The following is a 14,333-nucleotide window of genomic DNA, read 5'->3' on the forward strand; positions in this document are numbered from 1 at the left end:
CGTCCTCAGGCGAGACTGTCCTCGGATGAACGCCGTGGTGGCTCAGAGTTCCGTGCCGGTGTGTTCGTCGATGCCCGCGCGCGTCCGGTAGGCCCGCACCAGCTCCACGGCGGCCGGGCCCCTCGGGCGGCGGCCCGGCCGGATGTCGACGGCGAACGCCTTGGTCTCCTGGATGTGGGTGTTGGGGTCGAGGGACATGTGCAGCAGCTCGTTCGCCGCGTCCCCCGTGCTGTAGCCGTTCGGCCCCCAGTGGTAGGGCAGGCCGACCTGGTGCAGGGTCCGCCCGTGCACGGTCAGCGGCGGTACCCGGTCGGTGACCAGGACCCGCGCCTCGATCACCCCGCGGGCGCTGACGACCGTCGCCCAGCCGGTGTGCTCGAGGCCGCGTTCGGCGGCGAGTTCGGGGGAGACCTCGCAGAAGAACTCCGGCTGTAGCTCCGCCAGGTAGGGCTGCCAGCGGGACATGCCGCCCGCGGTGTGGTGTTCGGTGAGCCGGTAGGTGGTGGCGACGAACGGGAACACCTCCGAGCCGGGCTGGCCGCCGCCCGGCTGGTAGCGGTTGTCCGGGCGTGACGGCAACAGGTGCCGTACCGGGTTGCGCCACTGGCCGTACAGCAGGTTGGGGAAGGGCGAGTCCTGCGGCTCGTAGTGGGTGGGCAGGGGGCCGTCGGTGAGGCCGGACGGCACGTACAGCCACGCCTTGCCGTCGGCCTGCATGATGAACGGGTCGGTGCCCGACAGCGCCGCGCCCGCCGTCGCGTCCGGCGGGGGCCGGTAGGAGGGCGCCTTGCCGGGCGCGAAGTCGGGCATGTCATGGCCGGACCACCGGGCCCGCTTCTCGTCCCACCACACCAGGGCCTTGCGTTCGCTCCACGGTCTGCCGTCCGGGTCGGCCGAGGCCCGGTTGTACAGGATGCGGCGGTTGGCGGGCCAGGCCCAGCCCCACTCGGCCGCCACCCAGTTCTGCTGGGTCCCCGGCTTGCGGCGGGCGGCCTGGTTGACGCCGTCGGCGTACACCCCGCAGTAGATCCAGCAGCCGCAGGACGTGGAGCCGTCCCCGGCCAGCTGCTCATAGGACGAGAGCGGGCGGCCCTCGGCGTCGTGGCCGTTGATCTCGGCGAGGACCGCCTCCGCCTCCGGTTCGGCGTGCTCGCCCCTGGTGGGGTAGTCCCAGGTCAGATCGAGCACCGGCCGGTCCATCGGATCGGCCGACCCGGCCAGCTTCGCCCGGATCCGGCGGCCCAGGTGGTACATGAACCACAGATCGCTGCGCGCCTCGCCGGGCGGTTCGACGGCCTGGTGGTGCCACTGCAACAGCCGCTGGGTGTTGGTGAAGCTGCCGTCCTTCTCGGTGTGCGCGGCGGCCGGCAGGAAGAACACCTCGGTGGCGATGTCCTCGGTGCGCAGCTCGCCGGTCTCGATCTCCGGGCCGTCCTGCCACCAGGTGGCGGACTCGATGAGGGAGAAGTCCCGGACGACGAGCCAGTCCAGGTTGGCCATGCCCAGCCGCTGCATCTTGGTGTTGGCCGAGCCCACGGCGGGGTTCTCGCCCATCAGGAAGTAGCCCTTGCAGACTCCGTCCAGCTGGGCCATGACCGTCTCGTAGGTGGAGTGGGAGCCGGTCAGCCGCGGCAGGTAGTCGAAGCAGAAGTCGTTCTCGGGCCGCGCGGCCTCGCCCCAGTAGGACTTGAGCAGGCTGACCAGATAGGCCCGCATGTTCCCCCAGTAGCCCTTGCGGGCCGCTTCGACCTCCACGAAGGTGTCGAGGTCCTGCATCTGGTGGGCGTGTGGCATCGGGATGTAGCCGGGCAGCAGGTTGAACAGGGTGGGGATGTCCGTCGAGCCCTGGATGGAGGCGTGCCCCCGCAGGGCGAGGATGCCGCCGCCGGGCCGGCCGATGTTGCCGAGCAGGCTCTGGAGGACGGAGGCCGCGCGGATGTACTGCACACCCACCGTGTGCTGGGTCCAGCCGACCGCGTAGGCGAAGGCGGTGGTCCGGTCGCGTCCGGAGTTCTCCGTGACGAGCTCGCACACCTGGCGGAAGAGGTCCTGCGGGACGCCGCAGATCTTCTCCACCATCTCGGGCGTGTAGCGGGCGTAGTGCCGCTTGAGCACCTGGAAGACGCAGCGCGGATGGCTGAGCGTCTCGTCCCGCTCGGGCTCGCCCTCGCCGACCTCGGCGCCACCGGCCCCGTGCGCCTCGCCGCGTGCGGCCTCGCTCACCGACCGTCCGCCGCCGGTGCGCTTGTCGTACGCCTGGTCGCGCTCACCGGAGGCCGCCTGCACCTCCATGCCCTCGTACTGCCAGCTGCCGTTGTCGTAGGCCCGGCTTTCGGGGCGGAGGCCGGAGAAGACGCCGTCGAGGTCCTCGGTGTCCCGGAAGTCCTCGCGCAGCACGACGGGGCCGTTGGTGTACGCCACGACATAGTCCCGGAAGTACGCGTCGTTCCGCAGCACGTGGTTGATGATCCCGCCGAGGAAGGCGATGTCCGAGCCCGCGCGCAGCGGCACATGCAGATCGGCCGGCGCGCTGGTCCGGGTGAAGCGCGGGTCGACATGGATCACCTTCGCGCCACGGGCCTTGGCCTCCATCACCCACTGGAACCCGACCGGATGGCACTCGGCCATGTTCGAGCCCTGGATGACGATGCAGTCGGAGTTCTGGAGGTCCTGCTGGAAGGTGGTCGCGCCGCCGCGGCCGAACGAGGTTCCCAGACCGGGAACGGTGGAGGAGTGTCAAACCCGCGCCTGGTTCTCGATCTGCACGGCTCCCAGGGCCGTGAACAGCTTCTTGATCAGGTAGTTCTCCTCATTGTCGAGCGTGGCCCCGCCCAGGCTGGCGAAGCCGAGCGTGCGCCGGGTGCGGGTCTCGTCGACCTCCCACTGCCAGCCCGCCCGGCGCGCCTCGATCACCCGGTCGGCGATCATGTCCATGGCCGTGTCGAGGTCCAGCCGCTCCCATGCGGTGCCGTGCGGGCGCCGGTGGAGGACGTGGTACTCGCGGGCGCCGCCGGTGGTGAGCTGGAGGCTGGCCGAGCCCTTGGGGCACAGCCGGCCGCGGGAGACGGGGGAGTCGGGGTCGCCCTCGATCTGGGTGACGCGGTCGTCCTCCACATACACGTTCTGGCCGCAGCCCACCGCGCAGTACGGGCAGATGGACTTCACCACCCGGTCCGCCGAGGCGGTCCGGGGAGTGGGCCGCGCACCGGCGCTCGTGGCGGCGGCCCCGCGGCCCAGCGGGTCCGTCCCCGTGAGCTGGCGGTAGACCGGCCAGGAGGCGATCCATGTGCGTACGCCCATGTCATCCGCCCTTCCGTGCCCTTGCGGTGGCGCTCGGTGCCGTGCCGGGTACCCGGTTTCCCTCTCCCGTACGCGGGCATCCCTACCGGCGGTGCGTCCGCTCACCGGACCGTTCGGCCTGCCCGTGATGTCCCTTTGGCCTCGGTCCGGATAGTACGACGGGAGTGATCGGATGGCTATCGGGAGCGCTGGTCCCCATGGCCGGTGACGGCCGCCCGGGCGTCCTCGTCTTCGACGTCAACGAGACGCTCACCGACATGACCCCGCTCGCCGCGCGCCTGGAGGACATCGGTCTGCCCGGCCATCTGCTGCCGGTGTGGTTCGCCGGTGTGCTGCGCGACGGTATCGCCCTGTCCCTCGCGGGCGGCCGGGCTACGTTCGCCGAGGTCGCCGGGGACGTCCTGCGCACCCTCCTGGCCCGGCACGGACCCGGGGGAGCGGACCCGGCGGCGGCCGTGGACCATGTGCTCACCGGCCTGCCGGACCTGCCCGTCCACCCGGACGTCCCCGAGGGCGTACGGGCACTGCACGCGGCCGGACACCGCCTGATCACCCTGACGAACGGCTCGGCGGACACCACGCGTGCGGTGGTGGACCGGGCCGGGTGCGCGGACTGCTTCGAGGCCCACCTGGATGTCCAGGGCGCCGGTGGCCGGTGGAAGCCCGCTCCCGCCGCGTACGCGTACGCGCTGCGTGCGGTGGATGTGCCGGCCGGGGCGGCGACGATGGTGGCGGTGCACCCGTGGGACATCGACGGCGCCGCCCGGGCCGGACTCTCCACCGTCTGGTTGCGGCGCACACCGGTTCCCTACCCGTCCACGGCCCGGCCCGCCGACCGGGAGGCGACCGGGGTGGCGGATCTGGCCCGGCGCCTGGGGACCGCCCAGCCCGGCTGAATCGGGAAACGAGCGCCTGGCCGTCACCAGGCTGGTGATCACTTCAGCGCGGTGCCGCGGAGCCTGGCCGCCGAGCGGACGAGCGATGCGACCGCCAGGGAGCGACTGCTCGCCGGCCATGCGATCACCGTGGTGACCTTCGGCGCGTCGACGACGGGTACCGCGATGTGTTCGGGCCACTGCCAGGCACGGCTGGAGGCGGGGATGACGAGCAGTGTTTTGCCGAGCGCCACGAGCTGAGCGAGCTGCGACTGGGTGTGCACCTCCGGTCCTGGCCCGTCCGGGTAGGACCCGTCGAGCCGGGGCCATCGAGCGATCGGCAGGTCCGGCACGTTGTCGACATCCGCCAGCGTGAGCTGATCGCGCGATGCGAGCGGATGCCCCGCGGGAAGGATCGCGACCTGGCCTTCGACACAGAGGCTTTCGGTGTCGAACCCGGCGAGGTCGTCGAACGGGCGGTGCATGAGCGCCACGTCGGCGTGCCCGTCGCGGAGCAGCCGCGCCTGCTCGCCCACCTCGCACAGGACGAGCTCGACCGGTGCCGCACCGGGTTCGCCCGCAAGCTCGTCGAGGAGCCGTCGCAGCAGCTCATGGGATGCCCCGGCCTTCGTCGCCAGCGCCAGCGGCCGCTTCGGATCCCCGGCGCGCCGCGTCCGGCGCGCGGCGGCCGCCACCGTGTCGAGCGCCACTCCGGCCTCCCGGAGGAGCACCCTGCCGGCATCGGTGAGCGCCACACCACGACGGTCCCGGTCGAGGAGCTGGACGCCGAGCCGCTGCTCCAGCTTGCGGATCGCGCGCGAGAGCGGCGGTTGTGCGATCCCGAGCCGACCGGCGGCCCGTCCGAAGTGCAATTCCTCCGCGACGGCGACGAAGTACCGGAGTTCGCGGGTTTCAAGATCGTCCACGCGAGCAGCCTACCGGCTGATACCCGGTGAGTATCACAGCCGACTGATTCGATATTGGACGACGTGTGCGCGGCCCACTGAGCATGGATCGCGTGAACAACACGAAGATTGCGCTGGTCAGCGGCGCGAACAAGGGAATCGGTTACGCCATCGCACAGGGTCTCGGGGCGATCGGCTTCAGGGTCGCGGTGGGCGCTCGCGACGAGGCCAGGCGCGAGGAGGCCGTCAAGCATCTGTGTGCCGAGGGCGCCGACGCGTTCGGCGTCGCCCTCGACGTCACCTCCGACGACAGCGTCGCCGCGGCGGCGGCGACCATCGAGCAGACGGCGGGGCGGCTCGACGTACTCGTCAACAACGCGGGCATCTCCGGCCCGGTCGACGGTGGCACGCAGGATCCGACGACGCTCGACCTCGACGTCGTCCGCACCGTCCTCGACACAAACGTGTTCGGGGTCATCCGGGTGACGAACGCGATGCTCCCGCTGCTCGGCCGCGCCGACTCGCCGCGCATCGTCAACATGTCGAGCACCATGGGCTCGCTGGCGCTTCAGACCGGCCCCATCATGGCCGCGTACGCACCGTCGAAGTCCATGCTCAACAGCGTCACGGCACAGTACGCCCGTCAGCTCGCCGATACGAACGTCATCGTGAACGCCTGCTGCCCCGGCTATGTGGCGACCGACTTCACCGGCTTCAACGCGCCGCGGACACCCGAGCAAGGTGCCGCGATCGCCATCCGGCTCGCCACCCTGCCGGATGACGGACCGCGCGGCGGCTTCTTCGACGACGAGGGCGTCGTCCCCTGGTGACCTCCGGCGGACGGGAGGGGGTGCGGGTGTGCCCGGTAGTGGTGCGCGTTGCGCCTGGCTGTACGTGTAAGAGGGGCGTTTGAGGGGGGAGTTGGGCGGAACGTTCGCCGGGCCGGGCGGCCCGCGCCGGTAGGCGGGGACGAGGTGGCGCGGCACATCCGGCTGCGTGGCGCGAGCCGCAGGCCGGCCCCGGGAGCTGTGTTGGAGCGCCGTACCAATTTGGCACGGCGCTCCAAACGTGGCACGATCGAGGCATGGCAGCGCAAGGGCGCCGGACACAGCGGCGCAACCAGGTGCTCTCCCGGGAGCAGATCATCGATACCGCCATCGAGCTGCTCGATACCGGCGGCGAGGGGGCGCTGACCATCCGGGCGCTGACCGAGCGCCTGGCCACCGGGTCCGGGGCGATCTACTACCACGTGGGCAACCGGGACGAGCTGCTGGATACCGTGACGGAGACCGTCGTCACCGCCGCATGGGCGACCGAGCCCACCCGGGCTCCGGCGACACCCGAGGACGAGATCCGCGTCGTCGCACTGGCCCTGTTCGATGCGATCGCCGCACACCAGTGGCTCGCCACACGGCTGATCCTCCAGATCATCCGCAACCCGGTGGGCCCGGTCACGGTCGGGATCTTCGAACGGATCGGTCGGCAGGTGGGCGCCCTGGGCGTGCCGCGAGCCTCCTGGTTCGACGCGACCTCGGCGCTCGTGCACTACATCCTCGGCGCGGTCAGCCAGAACGCCCACATCGACGGAGACACCTCAGGCGTCGACGCCGACGCGGACCGCGAAGAGTTCTTCGGCGCGGCAGCGGCGGCATGGCAGGAGCTCGACCCCGAGGACTACCCGTTCATGCACGCCATCATCGGCCAGATGAGTGAGCACGACGACCGCGAGCAGTTCCTCACCGGCATCGCCATCGTCCTCGACGGCCTCACCCATCTCCGCTGACCCACCGAGACAGGTCGGGTTCGCCAAATGACCACGCTGGGAGAGAAATCCCTCATGCATGACGTAGTGATCGCGGGTGGCGGCCCGGTCGGCCTGTTCCTGGCCGGCGAGCTCGCCCTGTCCGGCTGTTCGGTCCTGGTTCTCGAGCGTGACCAGGAATGGAGCTCGCCGTTGAAGGCGCTCCCGCTCGGGTTGCGGGGTCTGACCGCTGGTTCGGCCGAGACGTTCTACCGCCGGGGGCTGCTGGAAGCGGTGGCGAAGGCCTCCGGTGTCGACGCGGAGAAGATCGGCGCGGACCCCGAAGCGATCGAGGCGCCCGCTCCCCGTGGCCTGAGCCATTTCGCGGGCATGACGCTCGACGCGGCCGACATCGAGGCATCCACCCTTCCGTTCCGGCTGCCCAGCCCGGCGATGGAGGGCTTTATGACGAGCCTGGACGCGGTCGGCGAAGTGCTGTCCGAGCGGGACGCGGCGCTCGGTGTGGAGATCGTCCGGGGCGCTCCCGTCACGGCCGTGACGCAGGACGACGCGACCGTGGTGGTGACCGCGGGCGGGTGCGAGTACCGGGCGCGCTGGCTGGTGGGATGTGACGGCGGGCGCAGCGCGGTACGTGAGCTTGCGGGCTTCGACGTCGTCGGCACCGAGCCGCTGTTCACCGGCTACGTCGCCAAGGTCGCCTTCGCCGACCCGCGGCAGCTGCCCCTCGGGTTCAACCTGACGCCGAACGGCATGTACCTGCGCACGCCGCTCGAAGGGCACCTGGGCATGATGGACTTCGACGGCGGCGCCTTCGACCGCTCGCAGCCGCTGACCCGCGACCACCTCCAGACGGTCCTGCGCCGCGTCTCAGGCACCGACGTGGTGCTGGACGAGGTCCATCTCGCGTCCAGCTTCACCGACCGCGCGATGCAGGTGACCACGTATCGCAAGGGCCGCGTGCTGCTCGCCGGTGACGCCGCGCACATCCACTCCCCGCTCGGCGGCCAGGGGCTCAACCTCGGCCTCGGTGACGCCGTCAACCTCGGCTGGAAGCTCGCGGCAACCGTGCGCGGCTCCGCGCCGGACGGCCTGCTCGACACCTACACCAGCGAGCGCCACCCCATCGGCGCCTCGGTGCTCGACTGGTCACGCGCCCAGGTGGCGACCATGAAGCCGGGCCCGAACGCCCCCGCGCTGCGGCGGCTGGTCCGCGAGCTGATGAGCACCCCCAATGGAACCACCCACGTCTACCGCGAGACATCGGGACTGTTCCACCGCTACGACCTGGGCAGCGAGCAGCCGCTCGTCGGCCGCACCGCCCCGGACTTCCGCTTCGAGGACGGCACCCGCCTCGGCGACCTGCTGCATCAGGGCCAGGGCGTCGCGCTCGACTTCAGCACCGACTGTGCACTCCAGGCCGCGGCCAAGGGGTGGGAGGGCCGGATCCGGTACGCGGCCGGTCCGGTGCGCGACGACCTCGGGCTGAGGGCCGTACTGATCCGACCTGACGGCGTCGTGGCCTGGGCGAGTGAGCACACCCCCGACAACCATGCGTTCGAACAGGCCGCCGCCCAGTGGTTCGGCACCCCGGAGAACTAGAGCGACTGACCGGCTCCCGTTCCTCATCGCCACAGCGGCTGCGCTCCACCCTCCGGTCTCGCCGTAGCGCGCCCAGCCGAACTCGGTGAGCACCGCCGCCCCGAACACCAGCCGCGATACCCGACCACCGAAAGGCAACGACCAAGGCCATCGCCGTCGTCGGTGACTCTCGCGTCGATGGAATCGGCTCCACCCCCGGCGCGGACCGGCGCTGGACCGACCTGCTCGCCGAGCGCCTGGCCGCCCGCGGCGGACAGACGCGCTGCGTGATCAACCAGGACATCGGCGGCAACCGCATGCCCGCCGATGGCATCGGCACCGCCGCCCTCGCCCGCTTCGACCGCGACATCCTCGCCCCGCCGGGCCTCGGTCACGTGGTGACCGCCGTGGGCAACGACCTCGTCTTCTCCTTCGCCCCCCACACCGAGGAGACCGCCGGATTCCTCGCGATGTTCCCCGGCGCCACCGTCACCGCGGACGACATCATCGCGGCCCACCTCCAGTGGGCGGCCCGAGCCCGTGCGCACGGCGCGAAGGCTTATGCCGCGACCATCGCTCCCTACGGCGGCACGGACATGTACTCACCCGAGGGCGACAAGGCGCGCGAGCACGTCTGATCCCGGCTGGAGTATCAGGCGCCCTGATTCACGCGTCGCTGACCTGCGTGGGCAGATGCGGGGAGCGGAGCACGAGCAGGGTGATCTCGCTGGGGGCGAAGACGCGGAACGGCGGGCCCCAGAAGCCGGTACCGCGACTGGTGTAGAGGAGGGTGCGGGGGCCGTGGTGGCTGAGGCCGGCGAGGGCGGGCTGGTCGATGCGGACGAGGTGGTGGAAGGGCCAGATCTGGCCGCCGTGGGTGTGGCCGGAGAGTTGCAGGTCGATGCCGGCGGCTGCTGCCCGGTCGATGAACTTGGGCTGGTGCGCCAGGAGCAGGACGGGCAGGTCGGGGTCGGCGCCGTTCAGGGCTCCGGCGAGGTGGGCGCGGTGGCCTGCCAGGCCGGAGGACTCGGCGGTGACGTCGTCCACGCCGGCGACCACGAGGGTGTCGCCTCCGCGTTCGAGCAGCAGGTGGCGGTTGCGCAGCGGCTCCCAGCCCAGCTCGTCCATCAGGTCGACCCAGCCCTGGGCCTCGCTGTAGTACTCGTGGTTGCCGGTGACGTACACACGGGCCCGGGTGGCCCGCACGGTACCGAGTGGGGCGGCCTGGGCGCGGCGGCGGTCGGCCGTGCCGTCCGCGATGTCGCCGGTGTGGCAGACCAGGTCGGCTTCCAGAGTGTTCACCGTCTCGCATACCCGCGCCGACCAGCGAGTGCGAGGGAGCGGGCCGTAGTGGGTGTCGGTGATGAGGGCGACGCGGAGGCCGTCCAACCCGGCACCCAGCCGTGGGAGTTGCACGTCGAGTCGGCGCACACGTGGCACGCGGCGGGCCTCGGCGTATCCCCAGCCGAGCAGTACGGCGGTTGTGCCGAGGACGGCCCAGGTGACGATGCGGGCCCGGTCCTGGCTCTCGCCGACGCCGGCCACGGTCAGGGCGAGCCGCAAGAGGACGCCGAGCAGTACGGACCAGGTGAACAGGATCCAGCCGGCGCCCAGCAGGGTGTCGCCGATGATCGCCGCCCGGTCCTGCTGGCGCCGGCCGTGGCCGCGCATCATCGCGAGCGGCATAACGATGAGGCCGAGGACGAACAGGGCGGTGCCGGCCAGCGTGACGGGCAGCGGCCAGTGCTGACCGCTGTGCAGGAGCACCCAGCAGGGCACGGCCCACAGCAGGACGGGGGCGATCAGGGGCATGTAGCGCATCAGGCGGCGCAGTCGGCTCTGCCGCGGCGCTTGCGCTTCACCCTCGGCGGGCCGGGTGTCGCTGGTGTCGGTCACGCTTCCCCTCCCTGACCGGGCTGCCCTCTCGCGCACTGTATCCGGTCGCCTTGGGCCGGCCGGATCCGGTCGCGGGTGTAGAGGTCCCGGTCGGCCAGGTCCAGGCCCTGGCGGTATTCCCCCACGGCGCAGCTCCACGTGGTCGGGCGCGGTGGCGGAGTTCCAGGAGTCGTGACAGTGGGCGGCGGCGCCGAAGGATGGTTTCCACGTGCTTCGGCACACCCACGCAAATCGTGAATTGCAAGGTCAGTAAGTCGGATAGCCTGGGAAAATGTTGACCGAAGTCACCGCGATCCGGTATGTCACGCCCTTGCGCGAGGGCGGATCGCTGCCGGGCATCGTCGAGGCCGACGATCTGGGCACCTATGTCATGAAGTTCACCGGCGCCGGGCAGGGCCGCAAGACCCTTGTCGCCGAGGTCGTCTGCGGTCAGCTGGGCCGTCGGCTGGGGCTGCGGGTGCCGGATCTGGTGCGGATTCAGTTGGACCCGGTGATCGGTCTGAGCGAACCGGACCAGGAGGTGCAGGAGCTGCTCAAGGCCAGTGGCGGGCTCAACCTCGGCATGGACTACCTCCCCGGCTCGCTCGGCTTCGATCCGCTCGCCTTCGAGGTGGGTGCGGAGGAGGCCGGGCGGGTCGTGTGGTTCGACGCGCTCATCGGCAATGTGGACCGCTCCTGGCGCAACCCCAACATGCTGGTCTGGCACGGGCGGCTGTGGCTCATCGACCACGGCGCCACGATGATCTGGCACCACGGCTGGCGCGGGCTGGACAAGGCCGCCACCAAGCCGTACGACGCCTCCGACCATGTCCTCGCGCCGTTCGCGCCGGACATCGCCGCGGCCGGCCGGGCGCTCGCGCCGCTGATCACCGAGGAGCTGCTCACCGAGGTGGTGGCGGACGTCCCCGACGAATGGCTGACCGACGAGCCGGGCTTCGACGGCCCGGACGCGGTGCGCCGCGCCTATGCCGAGGTGCTGCTGGAGCGGGCGGCCACGGTGGAGCAGAGGATCACGCTCGGGGAGCGGGCCGGGCAGGAGCCGTCCAAGGCTCCCGAGTGGCTGCGGGTGTGGGTCGACGGAAAGGCGTCGCAGTGAGCGGGTTCCACAACGGCCGGGATGTCTTCGAGTACGCCGTGCTGCGGGTCGTGCCCCGGGTCGAGCGGGGAGAGCAGATCAACGCGGGCGTGGTCGTCTACTGCCGCGCCACGTCCTTCGTGGCGGCCCGGGTCCATCTGGACGAGGACCGGCTGCGTGCCCTGGACCCCACGGCGGACGTGCCCGCGGTACGGGCCGCGCTGCGCGCGGTGGAGTGTGTCTGCGGCGGCGGAGAACGGGCCGGTCAGGCGGCCGGGGAGGACGCGGGACGGCGCTTCCGCTGGCTTGTGGCGCCGCGCTCCACGGTCGTCCAGCCGGGGCCGGTGCACACGGGTCTGACGGCGGACGCGGAGGCGGAGGTCGAGCGGTTGCTCGAGCTGCTGGTGCGGTGACACATCGGCTCAAAGGGCGCGGAGGTGAGCGAGCACATACGGGCGGTCGTTGACAGGCGGTGGCGGGCCTCATAGCGTCTCGTGCGCAGGAGAGACTAAGCGGTTGCTCACTCCCGGGGCCGGGACGGTGAGCCGCCATCGATGCGAGGGAGAACCCGCATATGTCCACCACCGAGCAGCGCGTTGCCATCGTGACGGGCGCGGCCCGCGGCATCGGCGCGGCGACCGCCGTGCGCCTGGCCGAGGAGGGCCGCGTCGTCGCCGTGCTCGACCTCGACGAGGGGGCCTGTGCGGCCACCGTGGAGAAGATCACCGAGGCGGGCGGCAAGGCCATCGCCGTGGGCTGCGATGTGTCGGACGCCGAGCAGGTCGAGGCCGCCGTCGCGCGTGTCGCCGAGGAGCTCGGCGCGCCGACGATCCTGGTCAACAACGCGGGTGTGCTCCGCGACAATCTGCTGTTCAAGATGAGCGAGTCCGACTGGGACACGGTGCTGAACGTGCATCTGCGGGGCGCGTTCCTGATGACGCGCGCCTGCCAGAAGCACATGGTGGACGCGGGCTTCGGCCGGATCGTCAACCTCTCCAGCAGCTCGGCGCTGGGCAACCGGGGCCAGGTCAACTACTCCGCGGCCAAGGCCGGCATGCAGGGCTTCACCAAGACCCTCGCCATCGAGCTCGGCAAGTTCGGCGTCACCGCCAACGCCGTGGCGCCCGGCTTCATCGCCACCGACATGACCGCCGCGACCGCCGAGCGCGTCGGCATGGGCTTCGAGGACTTCCAGAAGGCGGCCGCGAGCCAGATCCCGGTGCAGCGCGTCGGGGAGCCCGCCGACATCGCCAACGCGATCGCCTTCTTCACCGGCGAGGCGGCCGGTTTCGTCTCCGGCCAGGTCCTGTACGTGGCCGGCGGCCCGCTCAACTGATCAGGAGTCACGCACCACATGACCGAGCAGATACCGGACAGCGGCAAGGCCGCGCTCATCACCGGGGCGAGCCGGGGGATCGGCTACGCCATCGCCGAGGCGATGGTGGCCCGCGGCGACAAGGTGTGCATCACCGGGCGCAACGAGGACGCGCTCAAGGAGGCCGTGGAGCGGCTCGGGGCCGACCGTGCGATCTACGTCGCCGGGAAGGCCCATGACCAGGCGCACCAGGCGGCCGCCGTCGAGCGGACGATGGAGGCGTTCGGCCGGGTCGACCATCTGGTGAACAACGCCGGAACCAACCCGGTCTACTCGCCCATCGCCGATCTCGACCTCGATGTGATCCGTAAGGTCTTCGAGACCAATGTCGTCTCGGCGCTGGGCTTCGCCCAGCGGACCTGGAAGGCCTGGCAGCAGGAGAACGGCGGCACGATCGTCAACATCGCCTCGCTCGCCGGGATGTCGTCCTCGCCGTTCATCGCGGCGTACGGCGTCAGCAAGGCCGCCATGATCAACCTCACGGTGCAGCTCGCCCAGGAGTTCGCCCCGCGGGTGCGGGTCAACGCCATCTCCCCGGCGGTGGTGAAGACCAAGTTCGCCACCGCCTTGTACGAGGGGCGGGAGGAGGAGGCCGCCGCGGCCTATCCGCTGAAGCGGCTCGGCGTGCCGGAGGACATCGGGGGCGCGGCCGCGTTCCTCACCTCCGACCAGTCGGCGTGGGTCACCGGCCAGACGCTCGTGGTGGACGGCGGCATCCTCCTGGGCGCCGGGCTCGGCTGACCGGTGCCCGGTCCGGGCCCGCGCCGCCCCTGGTCCGGCCCCGTGCCGCTGAAGTGGCCCGGGCGGGTGTGAGGCGTTGTCAGTGGCCGCCGGTAGGTTCTGTGCCCGTAGGACGGAAACACCGACCGGAGGTTGAAGACGTGCCCGATGTGCTGCCCGAGTCCTGGCGCGGGGTCCTCGGCGAGGAGCTGGAGAAGCCCTATTTCAAGGAGCTCACCGAGTTCGTCGAGGAGGAGCGGGCCAAGGGGCCGGTGTACCCGCCGCGCGAGGAGGTGTTCGCCGCCCTGGAGGCCACGCCGTTCGACCAGGTGAAGGTGCTCGTCCTCGGGCAGGACCCGTACCACGGCGAGGGCCAGGGCCACGGACTGTGCTTCTCGGTGCGGCCGGGCGTCAAAACCCCGCCGTCGCTGCGGAACATCTTCAAGGAGATGAAGGAGGAGCTCGGCCACCCGGTGCCCGACAACGGCTATCTGATGCCCTGGGCGCAGCAGGGCGTGCTGCTGCTCAACGCGGTGCTGACGGTCCGGGGCGGCGAGGCCAACTCCCACAAGAGCAAGGGATGGGAGAAGTTCACCGACGCGGTGATCCGCGCGGTGGCCGCGCGCCCCGATCCGGCCGTCTTCGTCCTCTGGGGGAACTACGCCCAGAAGAAGCTGCCGCTGATCGACGCGTCGCGGCACGCGGTGGTGAAGGGGGCGCACCCGTCCCCGCTGTCGGCGAAGAAGTTCTTCGGGTCGCGCCCCTTCAGCCAGATCGACGAGGCGGTCAAGGCCCAGGGGCACGCCCCGATCGACTGGCGGATCCCGGATCTCGGCGCCTGACCGGG

13 protein-coding genes are annotated in these 14,333 nt (G+C 71.2%); 10 read left to right on the plus strand and 3 right to left on the minus strand.

What is annotated here, in order from left to right; translation table 11 throughout:
* Nucleotides 1-42: 42 nt before the first annotated feature.
* Nucleotides 43-3,300 (minus strand): formate dehydrogenase, encoded by a 3,258-nt coding sequence (fdh, locus tag KHP12_RS44490; RefSeq protein WP_211834541.1) that lies wholly within the window; start codon nt 3,298-3,300, stop codon nt 43-45.
* Between the two features lie 197 nt (nt 3,301-3,497).
* Between fdh and KHP12_RS44495 the strand changes: the two genes are divergently transcribed.
* Complete coding sequence (locus KHP12_RS44495) at nt 3,498-4,196, plus strand: haloacid dehalogenase type II (protein ID WP_086883159.1); 699 nt, start codon at nt 3,498-3,500, stop codon at nt 4,194-4,196.
* 38 nt (nt 4,197-4,234) lie between these two features.
* Here the strand turns inward: KHP12_RS44495 and KHP12_RS44500 are convergent, their stop codons facing one another.
* On the minus strand, nt 4,235-5,101 hold the full coding sequence (locus KHP12_RS44500) for a LysR family transcriptional regulator (protein ID WP_086883158.1): 867 nt from the start codon (nt 5,099-5,101) through the stop codon (nt 4,235-4,237).
* Between the two features lie 83 nt (nt 5,102-5,184).
* Here KHP12_RS44500 and KHP12_RS44505 point away from each other — a divergent pair, with 83 nt between their 5' ends.
* The 4 genes from KHP12_RS44505 to KHP12_RS44520 all read left to right on the plus strand — a co-directional run bounded on the left by KHP12_RS44505 (nt 5,185) and on the right by KHP12_RS44520 (nt 9,058).
* Entirely contained in the window at nt 5,185-5,910 is a 726-nt protein-coding gene (locus KHP12_RS44505; protein WP_086883157.1) for an SDR family oxidoreductase, read from the plus strand.
* 254 nt (nt 5,911-6,164) lie between these two features.
* Nucleotides 6,165-6,863 carry a TetR/AcrR family transcriptional regulator gene (locus KHP12_RS44510; protein ID WP_086883156.1) on the plus strand — a complete coding sequence of 233 codons (699 nt, stop codon included), beginning with the start codon at nt 6,165-6,167 and terminating at the stop codon, nt 6,861-6,863.
* Nucleotides 6,864-6,917: 54 nt separating this feature from the next.
* Complete coding sequence (locus KHP12_RS44515; RefSeq protein ID WP_086883170.1) at nt 6,918-8,441, plus strand: FAD-dependent monooxygenase; 1,524 nt, start codon at nt 6,918-6,920, stop codon at nt 8,439-8,441.
* A gap of 149 nt (nt 8,442-8,590) precedes the next feature.
* Nucleotides 8,591-9,058 carry a GDSL-type esterase/lipase family protein gene (locus tag KHP12_RS44520; RefSeq protein ID WP_276328652.1) on the plus strand — a complete coding sequence of 156 codons (468 nt, stop codon included), beginning with the start codon at nt 8,591-8,593 and terminating at the stop codon, nt 9,056-9,058.
* A 28-nt stretch (nt 9,059-9,086) separates the two neighbouring features.
* Here the strand turns inward: KHP12_RS44520 and KHP12_RS44525 are convergent, their stop codons facing one another.
* Entirely contained in the window at nt 9,087-10,316 is a 1,230-nt protein-coding gene (locus KHP12_RS44525; protein ID WP_086883155.1) for a metallophosphoesterase, read from the minus strand.
* Nucleotides 10,317-10,587: 271 nt separating this feature from the next.
* Here KHP12_RS44525 and KHP12_RS44530 point away from each other — a divergent pair, with 271 nt between their 5' ends.
* The 5 genes from KHP12_RS44530 (at nt 10,588) to ung (ending at nt 14,328) form a co-directional block, all read left to right on the plus strand.
* Nucleotides 10,588-11,412: a HipA family kinase gene (locus tag KHP12_RS44530; RefSeq protein WP_086883154.1), complete on the plus strand. Its 825-nt coding sequence runs from the start codon at nt 10,588-10,590 to the stop codon at nt 11,410-11,412.
* Nucleotides 11,409-11,804: a DUF3037 domain-containing protein gene (locus KHP12_RS44535; RefSeq protein ID WP_037947741.1), complete on the plus strand. Its 396-nt coding sequence runs from the start codon at nt 11,409-11,411 to the stop codon at nt 11,802-11,804. The genes KHP12_RS44530 and KHP12_RS44535 overlap by 4 nt, the downstream gene beginning before the upstream one ends.
* Nucleotides 11,805-11,965: 161 nt before the next feature.
* Complete coding sequence (gene fabG / locus KHP12_RS44540; RefSeq protein ID WP_037947738.1) at nt 11,966-12,727, plus strand: 3-oxoacyl-ACP reductase FabG; 762 nt, start codon at nt 11,966-11,968, stop codon at nt 12,725-12,727.
* Nucleotides 12,728-12,745: 18 nt separating this feature from the next.
* Nucleotides 12,746-13,507 carry an SDR family oxidoreductase gene (locus KHP12_RS44545; RefSeq protein ID WP_086883153.1) on the plus strand — a complete coding sequence of 254 codons (762 nt, stop codon included), beginning with the start codon at nt 12,746-12,748 and terminating at the stop codon, nt 13,505-13,507.
* Between the two features lie 140 nt (nt 13,508-13,647).
* A complete protein-coding gene (gene ung, locus KHP12_RS44550; RefSeq protein ID WP_086883152.1) occupies nt 13,648-14,328 on the plus strand; it encodes a uracil-DNA glycosylase in 681 nt (226 codons plus the stop codon).
* Nucleotides 14,329-14,333: the final 5 nt, after the last annotated feature.

Source organism: Streptomyces asiaticus, assembly GCF_018138715.1.
Lineage (GTDB): Bacteria > Actinomycetota > Actinomycetes > Streptomycetales > Streptomycetaceae > Streptomyces > Streptomyces asiaticus.